Origin of the sequence: Yinghuangia aomiensis (assembly GCF_039542225.1) — a bacterium.
Classification (GTDB): Bacteria; Actinomycetota; Actinomycetes; order Streptomycetales; family Streptomycetaceae; genus Yinghuangia; species Yinghuangia aomiensis.
Map to the genome: position 1 here is coordinate 1 of NZ_BAABHS010000019.1, position 17403 is coordinate 17403.

Genomic DNA, 17403 nt, shown 5'->3' on the forward strand with positions numbered 1-17403 from the left:
GACGCCCTGCAGCGCGCCCGCGCACTCGACGGCCTGGTCGCCGACGGCCTCGTCGAACCGGTCGCGGACGGCGTCTACCGGCTGCCCACCGGCGCCCCAGTGAACGCCTGACCTGCCCTTCCGCGGGAGCCCGCGGCCGCCCGGAACCCGGCGGCCGCGGGCTCTTCCGCTTCTTGGCTACCGGCGAGTAATCTCCGCGTCATGGACCTCACGACGTATGCGATCCCGGCCTTCGTGCTGCTGCTCGCCGTCGAGATCCTCGCGTACCGGTTCGCCCCGGACGACGAGCAGCGCGGCTATACGGCCAAGGACACCGCGACCAGCCTGTCGATGGGCCTGGGCAGCATCGCGGCGAATCTCGGCTGGGGCGTGCTCGCCGCGCTGGCGTGGGTGGGCGGGTACCACCTGACGCCGCTCGACGTCCCGGGCACGTGGTGGGGCTGGGCACTGGCCGTCCTGGCAGTGGACTTCTTCTACTACTGGGAACACCGGGCGATGCACGAGATCCGCCTGCTGTGGGCGAGCCACGTCGTGCACCACTCCAGCCGCCACTACAACCTGTCCACCGCGCTGCGGCAGAGCTGGACGGGAGCGCACCACCTGGTGTTCATGCTGCCGGTCGCGCTGCTCGGCTTCTCTCCGGCGATGGTGTTCACCGCGTACTCGGTCAACCTGCTCTACCAGTTCTGGATCCACACCGAACGCATCCACACGCTGGGGAAACCGATCGAGTACGTGTTCAACACACCGTCCCACCACCGGGTGCACCACGGCTCGAACCGGCAGTACCTCGACCGCAACTACGGCGGAATCCTCATCGTGTGGGACCGGCTGTTCCGCTCCTTCGAACCCGAAGGCGAGCGCGTGGACTACGGGCTGACGAAGAACATCGCCACGTACAACCCGCTGCGCGTCGCCTTCCACGAGTACCGGGCCATCGGCCACGACGTCCGGCACGCGACGGGGTGGCGGGAGCGGTTCGGGCGGGTGTTCCGGGGGCCGGGGTGGAGCCCGGCGCCGACCACGGCCACGGCCCCGGCCGCGACCGCCGAGGCCGCCGCGTGAGCCCACTGCCGCGGCCGGGCACGAAGCCGACCGGCCACTCGCACTCCTGCTCCGCCGAAGACTCCCCCACCGAGGCGCCCCCATGACCGCCCGCCCCGCCGCCCGTGCCTGGCTGGCACTCTTCGTCCTCTTCGCGGTCGCCGACACGGTCCTCGCCGCCGTCGACCTGCGCACCGACGTGGGCGCGGTGCGGTGGGCCACCAAGCCGCTGCTGATGCCGCTGCTCGCGGCCTACGTGGTCGCCGCCGCGGGCGGGTTCCGCGGCCTCGCGCTGCCCCTGACCGCGCTGGCCGGCGGCTTCGTCGGCGACGTGGGGCTGCTGCCGGACCGCGACGGGCTCTTCATGGTCGGCATGGCCGGCTTCGCCGTCGGGCACACCGCGTACATCCGCGCCTTCGCCCTCCGCGGCGCCGGAGCGCGCATCGCCGCGAACCGCCGGATCCCGCTCGGCTACGCGGCGGCGTGGGCGGTCATGATCGCCGTCCTGTGGCGCGGCCTCGACGACCTGCTCGTCCCCGTCATCGGCTACAGCCTGCTGCTCACCGCGATGGCCGCTTTCGCCGCGGGCATGGACCGGCGGACGGCGATCGGCGGCGCGCTGTTCCTGCTGTCCGACACCGTCATCGCGTGCGGCATCGCCGACCTCGACCTCGTACCCGGCCAGGACGCCGTCGTCATGCCGACCTACCTGGCCGCGCAGTTCCTGCTGATGACCACGTGGACCCGGGCGCCCGTCCTCGTCCGGGAACCCGAAGCGGCGGCGGACCCGGGGTCCGCCGCCGCGTTCTGACCGCTTTTACGACTGCCTCACTGCTCCTGCGGAGCCGCGGTGTACCGCCACGCGGCGGTCACGTACTCGGGCTCCGGACACATCGCCGCGGCGAGCCGGAAATACGGCCCGGCCTCGGCCGCGCGCCCGGACCGCTCCAGCGTCCGCCCGAGCGCGTGCAGCGCCCACGCGTCCCGCGGGTCGAGTTCGATCACCCGCCGCAGCGTCTCCTCGGCCCGCCGCAGCTGCGCCGACCCGAAGTACGCCCGCGCCGCGAGCAGCTGCACCGCGACGTTGTCCTGCTCGCCCTCGAGGTGCGGCTCGATCAGCTTGAGCGCGCCCAGCGGGTCGCGTGCGTCGACGAGTTCCTGGGCCCAGCGGTAGTTCTCCACGGTCATGCCGGTGGCTTGCGTCGTCACGGGGTGGGCTCCTTCCGGGGCGAAACTGCGAGTGACGACCGCAGCAACAGCACCGGGGCGGGTTCTGTTCCCCAGCCTGTGGACAACGCCCTCGGCCTACCGCGCCGTGAACCCCCCGTCCACCAGGTGCGTGCTCCCCGTGATGAACGACGCCCGCTCCGACAGCAAGAACGCCACCAGCTCCGCCACCTCGTCGGGCCGTGCCAGCCGGTCCAGCGGGTGCTGGGCCCGCAGTACCGCGAGGGCGTCCGGTGTCAGCCCGTCCAGCATCGGCGTCACCACTCCCCCCGGCGCCACCGCGTTCACCCGCAGGTTCCGGTCGGCGTACTCCAGGGCCGCGCACTGGGTCAGCCCGATCACGGCATGCTTCGCGGCCACGTACGCCGCCGCCCGGTCCACGCCGACGATCCCCTGCACCGCCGTCACGTTGACGATCGCGCCGCCGTCCCCGTGCTCGAGAATCGCCGGGATCTGGGCCCGCATCCCGTGGAAGACCCCGTCGAGGTCCACGTCGAGCACCCGCCGCCAGGCCTCCAGCGGATAGTCGGCCAGCTCCTCGACAGGGCCCGCTATGCCCGCGTTGTTGACCGCCAAGTGCAGCGCCCCGAACGTCTCCACGGCGCCCGCGACGAGCGCCGCCGCGGACTCGGGATCCGTCACGTCGACGCGCAGCGCCCGCGCCCGGCCTCCCGCGTCGTTGATCCGGGACGCCGTCCGGGCCGCCCCCACGTCGTCGACGTCCCCCACCACGACCCGGGCGCCGCCCACCGCCAAACGCACGGCCACCGCGGCGCCGATCCCGGAGCCGGCTCCGGTGACCACCGCGGTCAGATCGGCGAACTCGGTCGCCCCCGCAACACCCGCGATCTCACTGCCCATAGACCCACGATGGGCCGGGGCGGCGCGGGCCGACAGCCGAACTACCCCGAACGGGTAGGCGGCTCCGGCCGGGTCACCGGCAGGTCGTGCGGGTCCGGGCCGGACACCGGCTCGTCGAGGATGCCGTGGTAGAGCACGTCGAACAGACGATCGATCGTCTGTTCGCGCGCCTCCTGCGGCATCTTCGCGAGGTCGGTCTCCAGCAGCAGCGTGGAGAGCCCGTGGACCGCGGCCCACAGGGCGATGTCGGTGAACGCCCGCCGATCCGGCCGCAGCACGCCCTCGGCGACCAGCACGTCCAGCGCGTCGGCCATGACCATGTACGACGGGTCGCGCTCCTCCGCGGGCGGCGCCACCGGGGCCCGGGTCTCGGCGAGCGCCGTCGAGCCCGCCTGCTTGCTCTCCCGGAAGATCAGCCGGAACAGGCCGGGCTCGGCGAGGGCGAACCGCACGTACCCGAGCCCGGTCGCGCGGATGTGCCGCACCGCCTCGGTCGCGGGGTCCGCCGCGGGGGGCGACGCGGCGAGTTCGGCGCGCACCCAGTCGCTCATGACGGCGACACCGCGGTGCTTCACCTCTTCGACGAGGTCTTGGTGGCTCTCGAAGTGCCGGTAGGCGGCCGTCGACGACACCCCGGTGTCCCGCGCCACCTCGCGCAGCACGATCGCGTCCGGACCGCCCTCGCGGACCCGCTGGAGCCCCGCCTCCACCAGCGCATTCCGCAGGTCGCCGTGGTGGTACGCGCGCCGGCCTCCGCCGCCGGCACGTTTCGGGGCGCTCTCTTTCGCAGCCGCGGCCTTCGGCGCAGCCGCCTTGGGCGCGGGGCCCCGCGCGACCGCCTCGGCCCGCTCGGCCCCCTCGGATCCCCCGGTCTCGTCTTTCGTCGCCACCTGTTCTCCTCCTGATCTCCCTCCCCATGTTGACAGCGCCAACATTTACTGCCAAGTTATCAGTGAGAACATTGTTGACGGCATAAACATTGGGGCCACCGCCATGTTGGAACGCATAGGCACGCTCACCGCCACCCGCGCCCGTACCGTCCTCGCCGTCGCCGCCGTCCTGGTGCTCGCCGCCGCGGCCCTCGGCTTCGGAGCATTCGGCGCCCTCAAGTCGGAGGGCTTCGACGACCCCGCATCGGACTCCTACAAGGCCAAGCAGGCCGTGGAGCAGACCTTCGGCGGCTCACCCAACCTGCTCGTGGAAGTACGCGCCCGCGGCCAGTCCGTCGACACCCCCGCGGTCGCCGACGCCGGCCGCCGGCTGACCGCCGCGCTCGCCGCCGAGCCCGGCTACCGGGATGTGGTGTCGTACTGGACCACCGGCTCGCCCTCCCTCAAGGCGAAGGACGGCACCCGCGCCCTCGTCGTGGCGAACGCCGAGGACGACGTCGCCGAACTCCCGCAGGCCGCCCGCGACGCGGTCGCCGCCGACCTGGGGCCGAACGGCTCGATCACCGTGGAAATCGGCGGCAACGCCGCCCTCGGCCCGGAAGCGCAGAGCCAGATCGGCAAGAGCCTGGCCGTCGCCGAGATGATCGCCGTCCCGATCACCCTGCTCCTGCTGGTGCTCGCGTTCGGCTCGGTGGTCGCCGCGATGGTTCCGCTGGCCATCGGATTCGTGGCCATCATGGGCACCTTCGCCGAGCTGTTCGTGCTCGGCAAGCTCACCGACGTCTCGATCTACTCGGTCAACCTCACCACCGCGCTCGGCCTCGGCCTGGCGATCGACTACGCGCTGCTGATCGTCGCCCGCCACCGCGAACTCGTGCACAACGGCGCGACCGTGCACGACGCCGTCGTCCAGACGGTGCGCACCGCCGGACGCACCATCGTCTTCTCCGCCGCCACCGTGGCCGCCGCGCTCGCCACGCTGCTGGTCTTCCCGATGTACTTCCTGCGGTCGTTCGCCTACGCCGGCATCGGCGTCGTCGTGGTCGCCGCCGCGGCCGCTCTGTTCGTCGCCCCGGCACTGATCTCGGTGCTCGGACCGCGCCTGGACGCCGGGCGGATCAAGGGCATCCGCGGCGTGCAGGGCGACGAGACCGCGTTCTGGTCCCGGCTCGCCGGCGCGGTCACCAAGCGGCCGCTGGTCGCCGCCCTGCCGGTGGTCGCGGTGCTGCTGCTGGCCGCGTCGCCGCTGCTCGGTGTCACGTTCGGCACACCGGACGAGCGGGTGCTGCCGAAGTCCGCGGGCATCCACCAGGTCGGCGACTCGCTGCGGGAGAACTACACGTCCAACGAGTCGCACGCGGTGGACGTCGTGGTCACCGGCAGCGGCGCCAACGGCAACCTGTCCGGGTACGCCCGCGACCTGTCCGCGCTGCCCGGCGTCGCCCGGGTCGACAGCGCCCACGGCATCTTCGCCCAGGGCAACGAGACTTCCCCGCAGGGCCGGCCGGGCACCGCCAAGCCCGACGCCCAGGTGATCTACGTGGTCACGTCCCTCGACGAGAAGTCCGGCGCCGCCCAGGACCTGGTCCGCGACATCCGCGCGGTCCAGGCCCCGGAAGGCACGCACACCCTGGTCGGCGGCACCGACGCCCGCCTGGTCGACACCAAGCAGGCCATCGCCGACCGCATCCCGCTCGCCCTCGGCCTCATCTGCCTGACCACGTTCGTGGTGCTGTTCCTGTTCACCGGCAGCGTCGTCCAGCCGCTGCGGGCGCTCGTCCTCAACGGACTCAGCATCGCCGCCGCGATGGGCATCACCGTGTGGGTGTTCCAGGAAGGCCACTTCGCGAGCGCGCTGGGCTTCGTGCCGCTGCCGATGGACACTTCGATGACGGTGCTGCTGTTCTGCATCGCCTTCGGCCTGTCCATGGACTACGAAGTGTTCGTCATCAGCCGCATCAAGGAACTCCACGACGCCGGCGCCACGCCCGAGGACGCGGTGGTGCACGGCCTGGCCCGCACCGGCCGCATCGTCACCACCGCCGCCGCGCTCCTCGCCGTCACCTTCGTCGCGTTCCTGACCAGCACCGTCAGCTTCCTGCAGTTGTTCGGGCTGGGCGCCGCGCTGGCGATCCTCATCGACGCCACGCTGGTCCGGGCGATCCTCGTCCCCGCGACGATGCGCCTGCTCGGCCCGGCCGCCTGGTACGCGCCGAAGACCCTGCGTCGCGCGTACGCAAAGGTCGGCATCAGCGAAAGCCTGCCGCCCGCTCCCGCCGAACCGGTCGCGGAGCCCAGCAGGCGCTGACCGGCATGCGAAGGCCGTGCCCCGGGGGTCCATCGCCCCTGGGGCACGGCCGCGTTCGTGCTCGTCCCGGCAGCCGCCCGCGGCTCACAGGAAACGGTCGAATTCCCCCGCCTTGACGCCCGCGACGAATGCCGCGAGTTCCTCGCGGGTGTAGCAGAGCGCCGGACGGCCGGTGTCCTGGGAATCGCGCACCGCGATCCCGCCGTCGATCTGCGCCAGTTCGACGCAGCACCCCTCCCGGTCGGCGGAGAACGACGACTTGACCCAGACCGCGTCGGACTTGTCGGCCTGGTACAGCGAGAGCTTGTTCATTGCAGGCTTTCCGCTCGATCGAGGAGCAGCGCGACCGTGTCGTCCGGCGTGAGCGCGCCTGTCGAGATCCATTCGAACAGACGTCTGTAGAGCCGGACTTCGCGCTTGGTATCTCGCGGGATCATACCGCCGATGCTTTCGATGAAAGCCACGTCGAGATCATCCGGATCGGTGAATCCGAGGGTGACAAATCCCGTTCCGGAAGCCCGCCGCGCGCCCTGGAACGGCACCACCTGAAAGGTGACATTGGGGAGTTTCGCCATCTCCACCAAGTACAGCATCTGCTCGCGCATCACCGCCGGACCGCCGGTGTCCACATGCAGGGCGGCTTCGCTGACGATCCCGTGGAACTCCAGCACAGGGTCCTCGAAAAGCCGCCGCCCGCGGCCCTGCCGCAGCGCCACCAGGCTGCCGATCTGGTCGGCGGCGAGCGGCCGCAGCCCGGTCTCCATCACCGCCGTCGTATATGCGAGCACTTGCAGCAGTCCGGGAATCGTCATCGGCTGGTACTCGCGTTCGACCGCGGCGTCGTCTTCCAACGCGACGAAATCGGCGAGCGACGCGTTCATCACATCGGTGTACTCGCGCCACCAATGCCGCGGCCGCTTGTCCACCAGCAACTGCTCCAGCTCCGCCTGCTGTTGCTGCGGTAGTCCGTAGAGCCGGCACAGCACGAGGAGATCCCGCCGGCTGACGTAGGCGCGCGCCAGCTCCATCCGGCTGATTTTCGAGACGTCCCCGCGGATGGCCGCGGCCGCGGCATTCCGGGTGACCCCGCGTTCTTCCCGGAGACGACGCAGCTCCAGGCCCAACCGCTTGCGTTTGAGGGTGTGCTGGGAGTCGGTCGCCATGATCTCCCCCTTCATGATTTTTGTCCGACTTCTCGGCAGCTACTTGCACGTGCAGTTTCGCTGGTGCTTCACTCATCTTGAACACATAGCGCTCTCAGGTCAATACGGAGAGCAACCGCGCGGCCCCCAGGGAGAGCTGTGCACGCCACCGACGCGTCTACGGGACCCGTCCAAGAACCCGTCTATATCGTCCGGCTGCCCGCGCTGCCCGGCTCGGTGTCGACCGCGCGCGAGCATGTCGAGGCGCTGTGCCGGAAGTTCGGTGTGGACAGCTTCGCCCCCGTGCAGGTCGTGTCCGAACTCGCGGGCAATGCCGTCGAGCACGCGGGCATGTGCGGGGGCATAGAGGTGTGGGTGTCCTTCGATCCCGCCTACATGTGGATCGAAGTGGTGGACTTCGCGCCGGGGTTCGTACCGGACCTGGAGACCGTCGAGGAACCCGGCGACGACGAGGAGCGCGGCCGCGGGCTGCTCATCGCGCAGATGCTGGCGGAACGCGTCGAGGCCCTCGTCCTCGGCGACCGCAAGGCCTTGTGCGCGTGCTTCCCGGTCCCGGTCTGACCGACCCGCCCGATCGGCCGGCCTGCTCGACCCGCCTGCTCGACCTGCCTGGGCTCGACCTGCGCGCTCGATCCGCGCGGCAGGCCCGCGAAACGGCGGAGGGCCGCCCCCGGTTTCCCGGGGGCGGCCCTCACACGCTGTGCCTGGCGGCAGTATCCGTCGGGAGCCCGCTAGGACGCCTCGCCCTTGGTCAGGTCCGGGCCGGAGCCCGCGGCCTCGACCGGCGGCACGTCCGGCAGCGCGGCCTTCTCCTCGCCGACGAACGTGAACTTCTCGTCGTCGCCGCCGCCCTCGGTGCCGACCACGACGATCGATCCGGGCTTCAGCTCCGCGTACAGGATCTTCTCGGACAGGGTGTCCTCGATCTCCCGCTGGATCGTGCGCCGCAGCGGACGCGCACCCAGCAGCGGGTCGTAGCCCTTCTTCGCGAGCAGCTTCTTGGCGGCCGGGGTGAGCTCGATGCCCATGTCCCGGTCCTTGAGGCGCTCGTCCACCTTGGCGATCATCAGGTCGACGATCTGGATGATGTCGTCCTCGGACAGCTGGTGGAACACGATCGTGTCGTCGACACGGTTCAGGAACTCGGGGCGGAAGTGCTGCTTCAGCTCCTCGTTGACCTTCGCCTTCATCCGGTCGTAGCCGGTCTTGACGTCGGACGAACCGGTGAAGCCGAGGCCGAAGCCCTTCGAGATGTCCCGGGTGCCCAGGTTGGTCGTCATGATGATGACGGTGTTCTTGAAGTCGACCACCCGGCCCTGGGAGTCGGTCAGGCGACCGTCTTCCAAGATCTGCAGCAGCGAGTTGAAGATGTCCGGGTGCGCCTTCTCGACCTCGTCGAACAGCACGACCGAGAACGGCTTGCGGCGCACCTTCTCGGTGAGCTGGCCGCCCTCTTCGTAGCCGACGTAGCCGGGAGGCGAGCCGAACAGCCGCGACACGGTGTGCTTCTCGGAGAACTCCGACATGTCGAGCTGGATCAGCGCGTCCTCGTCGCCGAACAGGAACTCGGCGAGCGTCTTGGACAGCTCCGTCTTACCGACACCGGACGGGCCCGCGAAGATGAACGAGCCGCCGGGACGCTTCGGGTCCTTCAGACCCGCACGCGTACGCCGGATCGCCTGCGACAGCGCCTTGATCGCGTCCTTCTGGCCGATGACGCGCTTGTGCAGCTCGTCTTCCATGCGGAGCAGCCGCGCGGACTCCTCCTCGGTCAGCTTGAACACCGGGATGCCCGTCGCCGTGGACAGGACCTCGGCGATCAGCTCCTCGTCGACCTCGGCGACGACGTCCATGTCGCCGGCCTTCCACTCCTTCTCGCGCTTCGCCTTGTCGGCAAGGAGGGTCTTCTCCTTGTCGCGCAGCGACGCCGCCTTCTCGAAGTCCTGCGCGTCGATCGCGGACTCCTTCTCGCGGCGCACGTTCGCGATCTTCTCGTCGAACTCGCGCAGGTCCGGCGGCGCGGTCATCCGGCGGATGCGCATCCGCGAGCCGGCCTCGTCGATCAGGTCGATCGCCTTGTCCGGGAGGAAGCGGTCCGAGATGTACCGGTCGGCCAGCGTGGCGGCGGCGACCAGCGCGGCGTCGGTGATCGACACGCGGTGGTGCGCTTCGTAGCGGTCGCGCAGACCCTTGAGGATCTCGATGGTGTGCGACAGCGACGGCTCGGCGACCTGGATCGGCTGGAAGCGGCGCTCGAGAGCCGCGTCCTTCTCCAGGTGCTTGCGGTACTCGTCGAGGGTCGTGGCACCGATGGTCTGCAGCTCGCCGCGGGCCAGCATCGGCTTGAGGATGCTCGCCGCGTCGATCGCGCCCTCGGCGGCGCCCGCACCCACGAGGGTGTGCAGCTCGTCGATGAACAGGATGATGTCGCCGCGCGTGCGGATCTCCTTGAGCACCTTCTTCAGGCGCTCTTCGAAGTCGCCGCGGTAGCGGGAGCCGGCCACCAGGGCGCCCAGGTCCAGCGTGTACAGCTGCTTGTCCTTGAGCGTCTCGGGCACCTCGCCCTTGACGATGGCCTGCGCCAGGCCCTCGACGACCGCCGTCTTGCCGACGCCGGGCTCGCCGATGAGGACCGGGTTGTTCTTCGTCCGGCGGGACAGGACCTGCATGACCCGCTCGATTTCCTTCTCACGCCCGATGACCGGGTCCAGCTTGCCCTCGCGGGCCGCCTGCGTGAGGTTGCGCCCGAACTGGTCGAGCACCAGCGAGGTGGACGGGGTGCCCTCCTGGCCGGCGCCGCCGGGCGACGCGGTCTTCTCGCCCGAGTACCCGGACAGCAACTGGATGACCTGCTGGCGCACCCGGTTGAGGTCCGCGCCGAGCTTGACCAGGACCTGGGCGGCGACGCCCTCGCCCTCGCGGATGAGACCCAGCAGGATGTGCTCGGTGCCGATGTAGTTGTGACCCAGCTGAAGCGCCTCGCGAAGCGAAAGCTCCAGCACCTTCTTGGCACGGGGCGTGAAGGGGATGTGCCCGGACGGGGCCTGCTGGCCCTGCCCGATGATCTCCTCCACCTGCTGGCGGACGGCCTCAAGCGAGATCCCGAGGCTCTCCAGCGCCTTGGCGGCAACGCCTTCACCCTCGTGGATAAGGCCGAGGAGGATGTGCTCTGTCCCGATGTAGTTGTGGTTGAGCATCCTGGCCTCCTCCTGAGCCAAGACGACAACCCGCCGCGCGCGGTCGGTGAACCTCTCGAACATCGTTATCGCTCCTCAGAGCGGTCGTGCAGTTCGGGGACGGTCCCCTCCCTGTCCTTCCGCATGCTAGTCCCGCACGCGGGACCGCTCACTTCGTCCACAAGGACGTGCGACCCACGTGTTGCGGGCCGCGCTGGACACCTAGTCAAACCCGATAGTGCGGGGCAGTGTTCCCCCGAACCAAGCAGAGTCGCCGATTGCGAGTACGCCAGAAGCGAACGCAGCGGCCGGGCGGCGGTTCCGACGGCCGAGCCCCGGCCGTCCGCCACCTCGTTCCGTACCGGCGTACGCCGCATCCGCACCCCCTCCACAGCACTCCTGCCCGGCTCATACCCACGGCCGCCCGGCGCGTATGCCGCTTCCCGGCGCTCCGATGGACGGAACATCGCAGGTCGCGCCGGGTCCCGGACCGCCCGGGAGGCAACGGCCGAAGTTGCCGTGAACACGTTTCGCAATCGAGCAATCACCTCTCGTAACCGGAGTCCTTCCCCGGAGTTGAACACGCTATGGCAGCGACACTCCTTTTCGCCCCTCGCTCGGCCCCGGTCGTCCCCGGCCCGCTCGACGAGGCGCTCTGGTACGCCCGCTCGCTGGGGTGGCCGGTCCTGCCCGAGCGGGGCCGGACGGGGCCCGGTGAAACGGCCGGGGCCGACACCGGCGCGGCGTGGCCGACGGACCCGCGCCGCGCCGCGACGGCGGTGCCGGGGCAGCGGACGGCCGGTGCGGCCGTGTGCGCGGCGGGCCGCGGCGGGGCGGCGGACGCCGCGGTCGGCGGCACGGGGAGTACCGGCCAGGGTGCCACGACGAACGGCGATGCGGGATCGGCACCGGGGACGCGCGTCGGCGCCACCGCGGGCAGCGTCGATCCGGCCGTGATCCTCGGATGGTGGGGGCCGGCTCCCCGGCGGGCCGTGCGGCTTGCCGCGGGCGTGCATTTCGACGTGCTCGACGTGCCCGGCCGCGCCGGGACGCACGCGCTGCGGCGGGCGGAGCAGTTCGGCATGCCGGTCGGCCCCGTCGCGGCCACGGCGGGCGGGCGCATGCAGTTCTTCGTGGCCCCCGGCGTCGCGGAAAGCCTCCCCGAGTTGCTCGACTGGCTCGACTGGGCGGGCCTCGACCTGGATCTCCGGGCGTTCGGCGCGGGCGACTCGGTGCCGGCGCCGTCCCCGTGGCCCGCCACCTGGCTGGCGCCCTGGCCACGTGCCTGGGAGGCCTCGCGCTGGCTCCGCGCCCCTGCCGCTTCGCGCCTGCGCTGCGCCGCGGGCAGCGCCCCCGAACCCCTCATGGCCGTCGACGTCCGCTTCCCCGACGTCACGCGGCTCCTGAGCGGCCTTGCGCACGCCTGCCAGCAGGTGCGCCTGCTCCCCCGCCGATGCGCCCGCACCGCGTCCCTCGCGGGCGAAGGCGCGGCTTGAGGAATCGGCCGGGAACCCGTCCGACGAACCCGCGACGCGGCGTACTCCGGGGCGGCGATCGCCGCCGCGGCGATGCGGGCATCCGTCGGCCGCCCGCGATGCCTGCCGCACCCGGCACCGCCCGTCCACAGCCGCGGCACCTCGCCTCCGGGCCTCCGTTGCCCGCAGCGGTGTCCTACTCCGGCGCCCCCGCCGACCGACCGCCGCGCCCGGCACGTCTCCCTGCCTCTGGCGCGCAGCGGCCCGCCTCTGCCCGGCCGTCCGATCGCGTGCACCCTCCTTTGGCCCCTCGGATTCACCCCGGAGCGCCCGAAGGGCGGCTCCTCGCGCAACGCGCGGGGGAGCCGCCCTTCGGAAAAACCCTCTGCGGGATGTCTCGATCAGGCGTGCGCCTTCTCGTAGGCCTCTTTGATGTTCGCGGGCACGCGGCCGCGCTCGCTGACCTCGTAGCCGTTCTCCTTGGCCCACTTGCGGACCTCGGACGTGTCCACACCCGACGCGGCGGCCTTGGCCGACCCGCGGGCGGCGCGGCGGCCCGCTGCGCGGCCCCCCGTCTTCCGGGCCACCTGCACATACGCGGTCAGCGCGCTGCGCAGTTCGCCGGCATTTGCTTCGCTGAGGTCGATCTCGTACGAGACACCGTCGAGGGCGAACGTCACCGTCTCGTCGGCCTTGCCGCCGTCGAGGTCGTCCACGAGAAGAATCTGGACCTTCTGTGCCACCGGTTTCCCTTTCATCGGGAGGGATCGCCACCAACCAAGAAAAGGAAACCGCTTTTCCCGGAAAAATTCAAACCCGAGGAAGCGGAACCGAACGCGCCCGGATTGCGTTTGACCAGGGATAGGAGATCCGCGGATGTGCCGGATCCGCGCGCGATGATCCCGCCGATCTGCCAACACACAACGGCGTACCGACGGGTTGCCCGGATGACGCCCGCTAGAGGTGAAGGAGCATCCGGGTGTTGCCCAAGGTGTTCGGCTTCACGCGTTCCAGGTCGAGAAACTCCGCCACGCCTTCGTCATACGAACGAAGAAGTTCCCGGTACACCTCGGGATCGACGGCCGTTCCCTCGATCTCGACGAACCCGTGGCGGGCGAAGAAGTCGACCTCGAAGGTCAGGCAGAATATCCGCCGCACGCCCAACCACCGCGCGGTCTCCAGCAACTGGCCGAGCAGCCGGTGGCCGACGCCGTAACCGCGGCAGGACGGGTCGACGGCGAGGGTGCGCACCTCGGCGAGGTCTTCCCACATCACGTGCAGCGCGCCGCAGGCCACCACGGCGCCGTCGCCGCCGCGTTCCGCGACCCAGAACTCCTGCACGTCCTCGAACAGCGTCACGGTCGGTTTGTCGAGCAGGATGCGCTTGCCCGCGTAGTCGTCCACCAGACCGCGAATGGCTGAGACATCCGAGGTTCTGGCCCGGCGGATCGTGACTTCCATGGCGTGAAGGTATCGCGATCACGGGGGGCCGCGGCGGGCGCCCCGGGGATCGTGCGGGACATCACGCGGGACGGCCCGGCCTTCCGTGGAATGCCCGGTACCGGGTTAACCGACAACCGTCGGGTATGCCGTCGGGACGGGATATGAACCGCGCCGGAACTCCGCCGGAACATCGTCCGCGAACGGATGCGGAATGACCGCTTTCGGTGTTGTTGGCCGGTCGCCGCGGTGCGGTGTTCCCGTACGGGATGCGCGGCGGAACCGCGCGGGATGGCTCGGCGCCGGCCGGATCACGGCGCGGTGACGCGCGTAATCGCGCAGGCGGAGCCGGGATCGTCGGGGCAGGTGTGCTCGATCACCGGTGCCGGATCCGCGGATCCGAGGAATTCCGAGCGCGCGGACATCACGGTGCCGGCCGCCGGATCGGGGACGTGCAGGGTGAGCGTCAGCGTGGCCGTCCCGCCGGCGGCGATGCGGCCGGTCTGCCAGATGCCGGTGAGCGCGTCGTAGGTGCCTTGCGAGATGCGGCCGGACACCAGCGGGGCGCCCGCCGGAATGCTGTTCCGCACGGTCGCGAACAGGGCCGCCGCTTCACCCGAATCGGTGACGGTGACGGTGTGCGTGACCTGTTGGCCGGGCCGGGTGTCGGTGGTGTCGGCGGTGCGGGCGAGCCGCAGTCTGGGGTCGCCGAAGCGGAGGCCGGCACACGCGGCGGTGGCGTCGTCCGCGCACTGCTGGTCGGCGGGGACGGCCACCTCGGCCGCCGTCGGGGGCGGGGGCGGGGGCGGCGTCGGGGAGGCCGCGGGCGGGGTGGCCGTCGGCGAGGCACCGCGGGTGGCGGACGGGGACGTGGCAGGCGTGCCGGACGTGCCGGGGCCGTCAGGTCGGGTCGTCGGCGCCGGGCCGGTGGCGGTCGACGGCTCGGCGATCGTCGACGGCGTTCCGCTGCCGCCCGCGGGCGCCGTGGCCGCCGGGCGCGCGGTCGTCGGCAGCACGGTCGCGGCACCCGCCGTGGCCGCCTCCGGCGACGCGACCGCGGCGTCCCCACCGGGCTTGGCCGAGCTGCTCGCGCAGTCCTTCGGCGCACGTCCGCCGGACGGCGACGCGGCGGGCGCGACCGACGTTGCGAGCCCGTGGGCCCGCAGCGGCCCGCCCTGCGTTCCGGCCGCCTTCTTCCCGTCCCCCGCCGCGCCCGGAACGACCCCGGCACGTCCCCCGGCCGCCCCCGAGCCGGACGCGCGCGCGGCGCTCGGGCTGACCGCCGGGGACGCGGCCGCGGAACCGCAGGGGTCCGCCTCGTCCCGCGTGCGCGTGCGCGGGGAGGTGACGGCCACGCGGACCTGCTCGACGCCCCCCGGGGTCGGCTGCACCGCTTGCAGCCGCCACAGCAGCACGGCGGTCCGCAGGCCGGGCGCGGTGGGCACCGTCCACACCGACGAGGGCAGGTCGAAGGTGCCGCGCGACGGGTCGCCGCCGACCGGGCGGAGCCCGCCGGTGATACGCCCGGCGACGGTGACCTTGTCGCCGGGCCGGGTCTCCGCCATGGTCAGCCGGACGACCGCGGTGACGGTCTCGCCCGCGGCCGCGACCGGGGTGCTCAGCGTCAGGTCGAGGCCGAAGCGGGGTTGCGTGTCCCGCCCGGAGGCGGCGGCGAGCTGCACCGCGACCAGCAGCGCCGCGGTGCAGAGCGCGGTGAGCACCGGAAGTGCCGCGCGCCGCACGGGCGTCCGTTCCCGGGGCACGGGCGGCCACCTCGCTTCCTTGAGCACGCCCGCTTGTCTGATAAGCGGACATTTCACCCCCAGGAAACCGTGATCGCTTTCCGGAAATCCGCCGCGGCCGACACTCCGAATTCCCCCGGATTCCGCCGGTTTTTCCCTCGAATAGCTCAGCCGGGCGACGGATCGGCGCCGACGTCCGCGCCTCCGGCATCTCCGCCCTGTCCGCCGCCTTCCGGCAACGCGACCCGGAGCGCATCCCGCAGCGCGTCGACCTGTTCCGCGCTCATGCCTTCCACGAAATGCACGAGGGCCCCCGCACGGCCACCGCCGGAAAGCCAGTCGTCGCGCATCAGCGCGGCGGTATGCGCCTCCCGGGAAAGCACCGGTTCGTAGCGGTAGGCGCGGCCGTCGAGCCGCCGCCGGAGTTCCCCTTTGCGGTGCAGTTTGTCGAGCACCGTCATCACCGTGGTGTACGCGAGTTCCCGGTCCGGCCGCAGCGCTTCCCGTACCTCGCGCACCGACAGCGGCGCGTTCACCGCCCACAGCCGCAGCATGACCTGTTCTTCCAGCTCGCCGAAGCGGGCCATGAGCCGCCCTTTCGCGCACCGAAATCCGTCGGCCGAACCGGGTTTACGCCGAATCAAACCTCGGGAATTTGTGAGGTGCGGCACATCCCCAATCCGGAATCCTACGGACCATAGTAGTGCCGGAACCGGCAAATCGGGCATGTCACCCGTCCGGTGCCCACCGGTCCGGGCCCCGACTACGACGGAGCGTCGTAGTCGCCGTCCGGCCGCAGGTTGGCTTCGCCGTGACGGGGTCTGTTACCAAGGTTTGGCCGACACGGACGCCGGGCCGCCCCCGCAGGGCAGGCCCCGGGCCCACCGGATACGACCTGGGCCCGCGCAATCCGGCGCATGCGTTCCACGTCGGCGGACTTCCGCAGGACCGCGCGGAGTCCGACCTGCTCCGCCGCACGGCCGCCGCAACGACGCGGCCCGCCGCCGCGGCCGCCCGCGACCGGGCGCGCCCAGACTCCGACGGTTGTCCGTCCGGGGGCGCGAGCATGCCGCCGACCCCCGCGAGGTAACCGTGCCGAACCCGCTGTCCCGCCTGCCCGTTTCCCGTACTACCGTGACCCGCGCCGCCGATGCGGTGCGCGGCTTCCACCCCCGCCACCCGGCCGCGATGGTCGTCGGGATCGCCGCACTGGCGTCCCTGACCGGCGTGGGCATCGCCTCCGGCGCCCCCGCGCACCCCGAGCACACCGCACAGGTCGCCTCGATCGCGTCGACCGACCCGGCCACCCAGGCGCAGCTCGCCGACCGCCAGGACGCGGTCGCCGCCCGCGGCACCGCCCGCACCGACCTGGCCACCGAGGTCCTCGGCGGCCAGCAGGCCGCGGAGGCGCAGAAGGCGCGGATCGCCGCCGAGCAGAAGGCCGCCGCCGAGGCCGCCGAGCGCGCCCGGGTCGAGGCCGAGCAGAAGGCCGCCGCGGAGAAGGCCGCCGCCGAAGCGGCCGCACAGGCCGCCGCCCAGGCCGCCGCCCAGGCCGCCGCGCAGGCGCAGGCCGCGTCCGTGCAAGCCGCACCCGCCCCGTCGCCGACCGGGTACGTCAGGCCGGTCGACGGCGCCCCGCACGGCAGCTACGGCCGCTCCGGCTCGCTGTGGTCGCACGGCCACACCGGCGAGGACTTCTCCGCCGGGATGGGCACCTCCGTCAAAGCCGTCACCGCGGGCACCGTGGTGAAGACCGGCTGGGGCGGCGCGTACGGCAACGAGGTCGTCATCAAGCACCCGGACGGCAAGTACACCCAGTACGGCCACCTCTCGAAGTTCTCGGTGTCCGCCGGCCAGACGGTGACCGCCGGGCAGCAGATCGCCCTGTCCGGGTCGACCGGCAACTCCACCGGCCCCCACCTGCACTTCGAGGTCCGCACCGGCCCGAACTACGGCTCCGACATCAACCCGGACGCCTACCTGCGCGCGCACGGGGTCAACGTCTGATCCGGCGCAGGACGACCCGGCACGGCGCCTGACGCGGCGTCACAGCACAACGCCCGGGCGGGTGTTCCGT

The 17403-nt window shown here is 71.8% G+C and carries 16 protein-coding genes and 1 pseudogene; 7 read left to right on the plus strand and 10 right to left on the minus strand.

Features of this window, described 5'->3' with window-relative positions; all coding sequences use genetic code 11:
- From ABEA93_RS25070 to ABEA93_RS25080, 3 genes and pseudogenes are all read left to right on the plus strand, one after another.
- Positions 1-111: pseudogene (locus tag ABEA93_RS25070) on the plus strand (A/G-specific adenine glycosylase); the annotation flags it as partial.
- A gap of 90 nt (positions 112-201) precedes the next feature.
- Entirely contained in the window at positions 202-1065 is an 864-nt protein-coding gene (locus ABEA93_RS25075) for a sterol desaturase family protein (protein ID WP_345678014.1), read from the plus strand.
- A gap of 82 nt (positions 1066-1147) precedes the next feature.
- On the plus strand, positions 1148-1855 hold the full coding sequence (locus ABEA93_RS25080) for a lysoplasmalogenase (RefSeq protein WP_345678015.1): 708 nt from the start codon (positions 1148-1150) through the stop codon (positions 1853-1855).
- Positions 1856-1872: 17 nt separating this feature from the next.
- On the opposite strand, the gene ABEA93_RS25085 is transcribed toward ABEA93_RS25080, so the two are convergent.
- The 3 genes from ABEA93_RS25085 to ABEA93_RS25095 form a co-directional block, all read right to left on the minus strand.
- A complete protein-coding gene (locus ABEA93_RS25085; protein WP_345678016.1) occupies positions 1873-2253 on the minus strand; it encodes a tetratricopeptide repeat protein in 381 nt (126 codons plus the stop codon).
- Positions 2254-2349: 96 nt separating this feature from the next.
- Complete coding sequence (locus tag ABEA93_RS25090) at positions 2350-3132, minus strand: SDR family NAD(P)-dependent oxidoreductase (RefSeq protein ID WP_345678017.1); 783 nt, start codon at positions 3130-3132, stop codon at positions 2350-2352.
- A gap of 41 nt (positions 3133-3173) precedes the next feature.
- Positions 3174-4022 carry a TetR/AcrR family transcriptional regulator gene (locus tag ABEA93_RS25095; RefSeq protein ID WP_345678018.1) on the minus strand — a complete coding sequence of 283 codons (849 nt, stop codon included), beginning with the start codon at positions 4020-4022 and terminating at the stop codon, positions 3174-3176.
- 103 nt (positions 4023-4125) lie between these two features.
- Between ABEA93_RS25095 and ABEA93_RS25100 the strand changes: the two genes are divergently transcribed.
- Positions 4126-6330, plus strand: coding sequence for an MMPL family transporter (locus ABEA93_RS25100; protein ID WP_345678019.1), 2205 nt, complete (start codon positions 4126-4128; stop codon positions 6328-6330).
- Positions 6331-6414: 84 nt separating this feature from the next.
- On the opposite strand, the gene ABEA93_RS25105 is transcribed toward ABEA93_RS25100, so the two are convergent.
- Positions 6415-6642 (minus strand): DUF397 domain-containing protein, encoded by a 228-nt coding sequence (locus ABEA93_RS25105; RefSeq protein WP_345678020.1) that lies wholly within the window; start codon positions 6640-6642, stop codon positions 6415-6417.
- Positions 6639-7493, minus strand: coding sequence for a DUF5753 domain-containing protein (locus ABEA93_RS25110; protein ID WP_345678021.1), 855 nt, complete (start codon positions 7491-7493; stop codon positions 6639-6641). Before ABEA93_RS25110 ends, ABEA93_RS25105 begins: the two co-directional genes overlap by 4 nt.
- 138 nt (positions 7494-7631) lie before the next feature.
- Between ABEA93_RS25110 and ABEA93_RS25115 the strand changes: the two genes are divergently transcribed.
- Complete coding sequence (locus tag ABEA93_RS25115) at positions 7632-8054, plus strand: ATP-binding protein (protein ID WP_345678022.1); 423 nt, start codon at positions 7632-7634, stop codon at positions 8052-8054.
- A gap of 170 nt (positions 8055-8224) precedes the next feature.
- Here the strand turns inward: ABEA93_RS25115 and ABEA93_RS25120 are convergent, their stop codons facing one another.
- Positions 8225-10753, minus strand: coding sequence for an ATP-dependent Clp protease ATP-binding subunit (locus ABEA93_RS25120; protein WP_345678024.1), 2529 nt, complete (start codon positions 10751-10753; stop codon positions 8225-8227).
- Positions 10754-11256: 503 nt separating this feature from the next.
- Here ABEA93_RS25120 and ABEA93_RS25125 point away from each other — a divergent pair.
- Positions 11257-12165, plus strand: a complete 909-nt coding sequence (locus ABEA93_RS25125; protein WP_345678025.1) for an SCO3374 family protein — start codon at positions 11257-11259, stop codon at positions 12163-12165.
- A gap of 380 nt (positions 12166-12545) precedes the next feature.
- On the opposite strand, the gene ABEA93_RS25130 is transcribed toward ABEA93_RS25125, so the two are convergent.
- The 4 genes from ABEA93_RS25130 to ABEA93_RS25145 all read right to left on the minus strand — a co-directional run bounded on the left by ABEA93_RS25130 (position 12546) and on the right by ABEA93_RS25145 (position 15913).
- The gene (locus tag ABEA93_RS25130; protein ID WP_345678026.1) at positions 12546-12887 is read right to left on the minus strand and encodes a histone-like nucleoid-structuring protein Lsr2; all 342 of its coding nucleotides are present in this window, start codon (positions 12885-12887) and stop codon (positions 12546-12548) included.
- 214 nt (positions 12888-13101) lie between these two features.
- Positions 13102-13605 (minus strand): amino-acid N-acetyltransferase, encoded by a 504-nt coding sequence (locus ABEA93_RS25135; protein WP_345678027.1) that lies wholly within the window; start codon positions 13603-13605, stop codon positions 13102-13104.
- 290 nt (positions 13606-13895) lie between these two features.
- Positions 13896-15347 (minus strand): DUF11 domain-containing protein, encoded by a 1452-nt coding sequence (locus tag ABEA93_RS25140; protein ID WP_345678028.1) that lies wholly within the window; start codon positions 15345-15347, stop codon positions 13896-13898.
- Between the two features lie 146 nt (positions 15348-15493).
- Positions 15494-15913, minus strand: coding sequence for a BlaI/MecI/CopY family transcriptional regulator (locus tag ABEA93_RS25145; RefSeq protein WP_345678029.1), 420 nt, complete (start codon positions 15911-15913; stop codon positions 15494-15496).
- Between the two features lie 547 nt (positions 15914-16460).
- Between ABEA93_RS25145 and ABEA93_RS25150 the strand changes: the two genes are divergently transcribed.
- A complete protein-coding gene (locus ABEA93_RS25150; RefSeq protein ID WP_345678030.1) occupies positions 16461-17333 on the plus strand; it encodes a M23 family metallopeptidase in 873 nt (290 codons plus the stop codon).
- Positions 17334-17403: the final 70 nt, after the last annotated feature.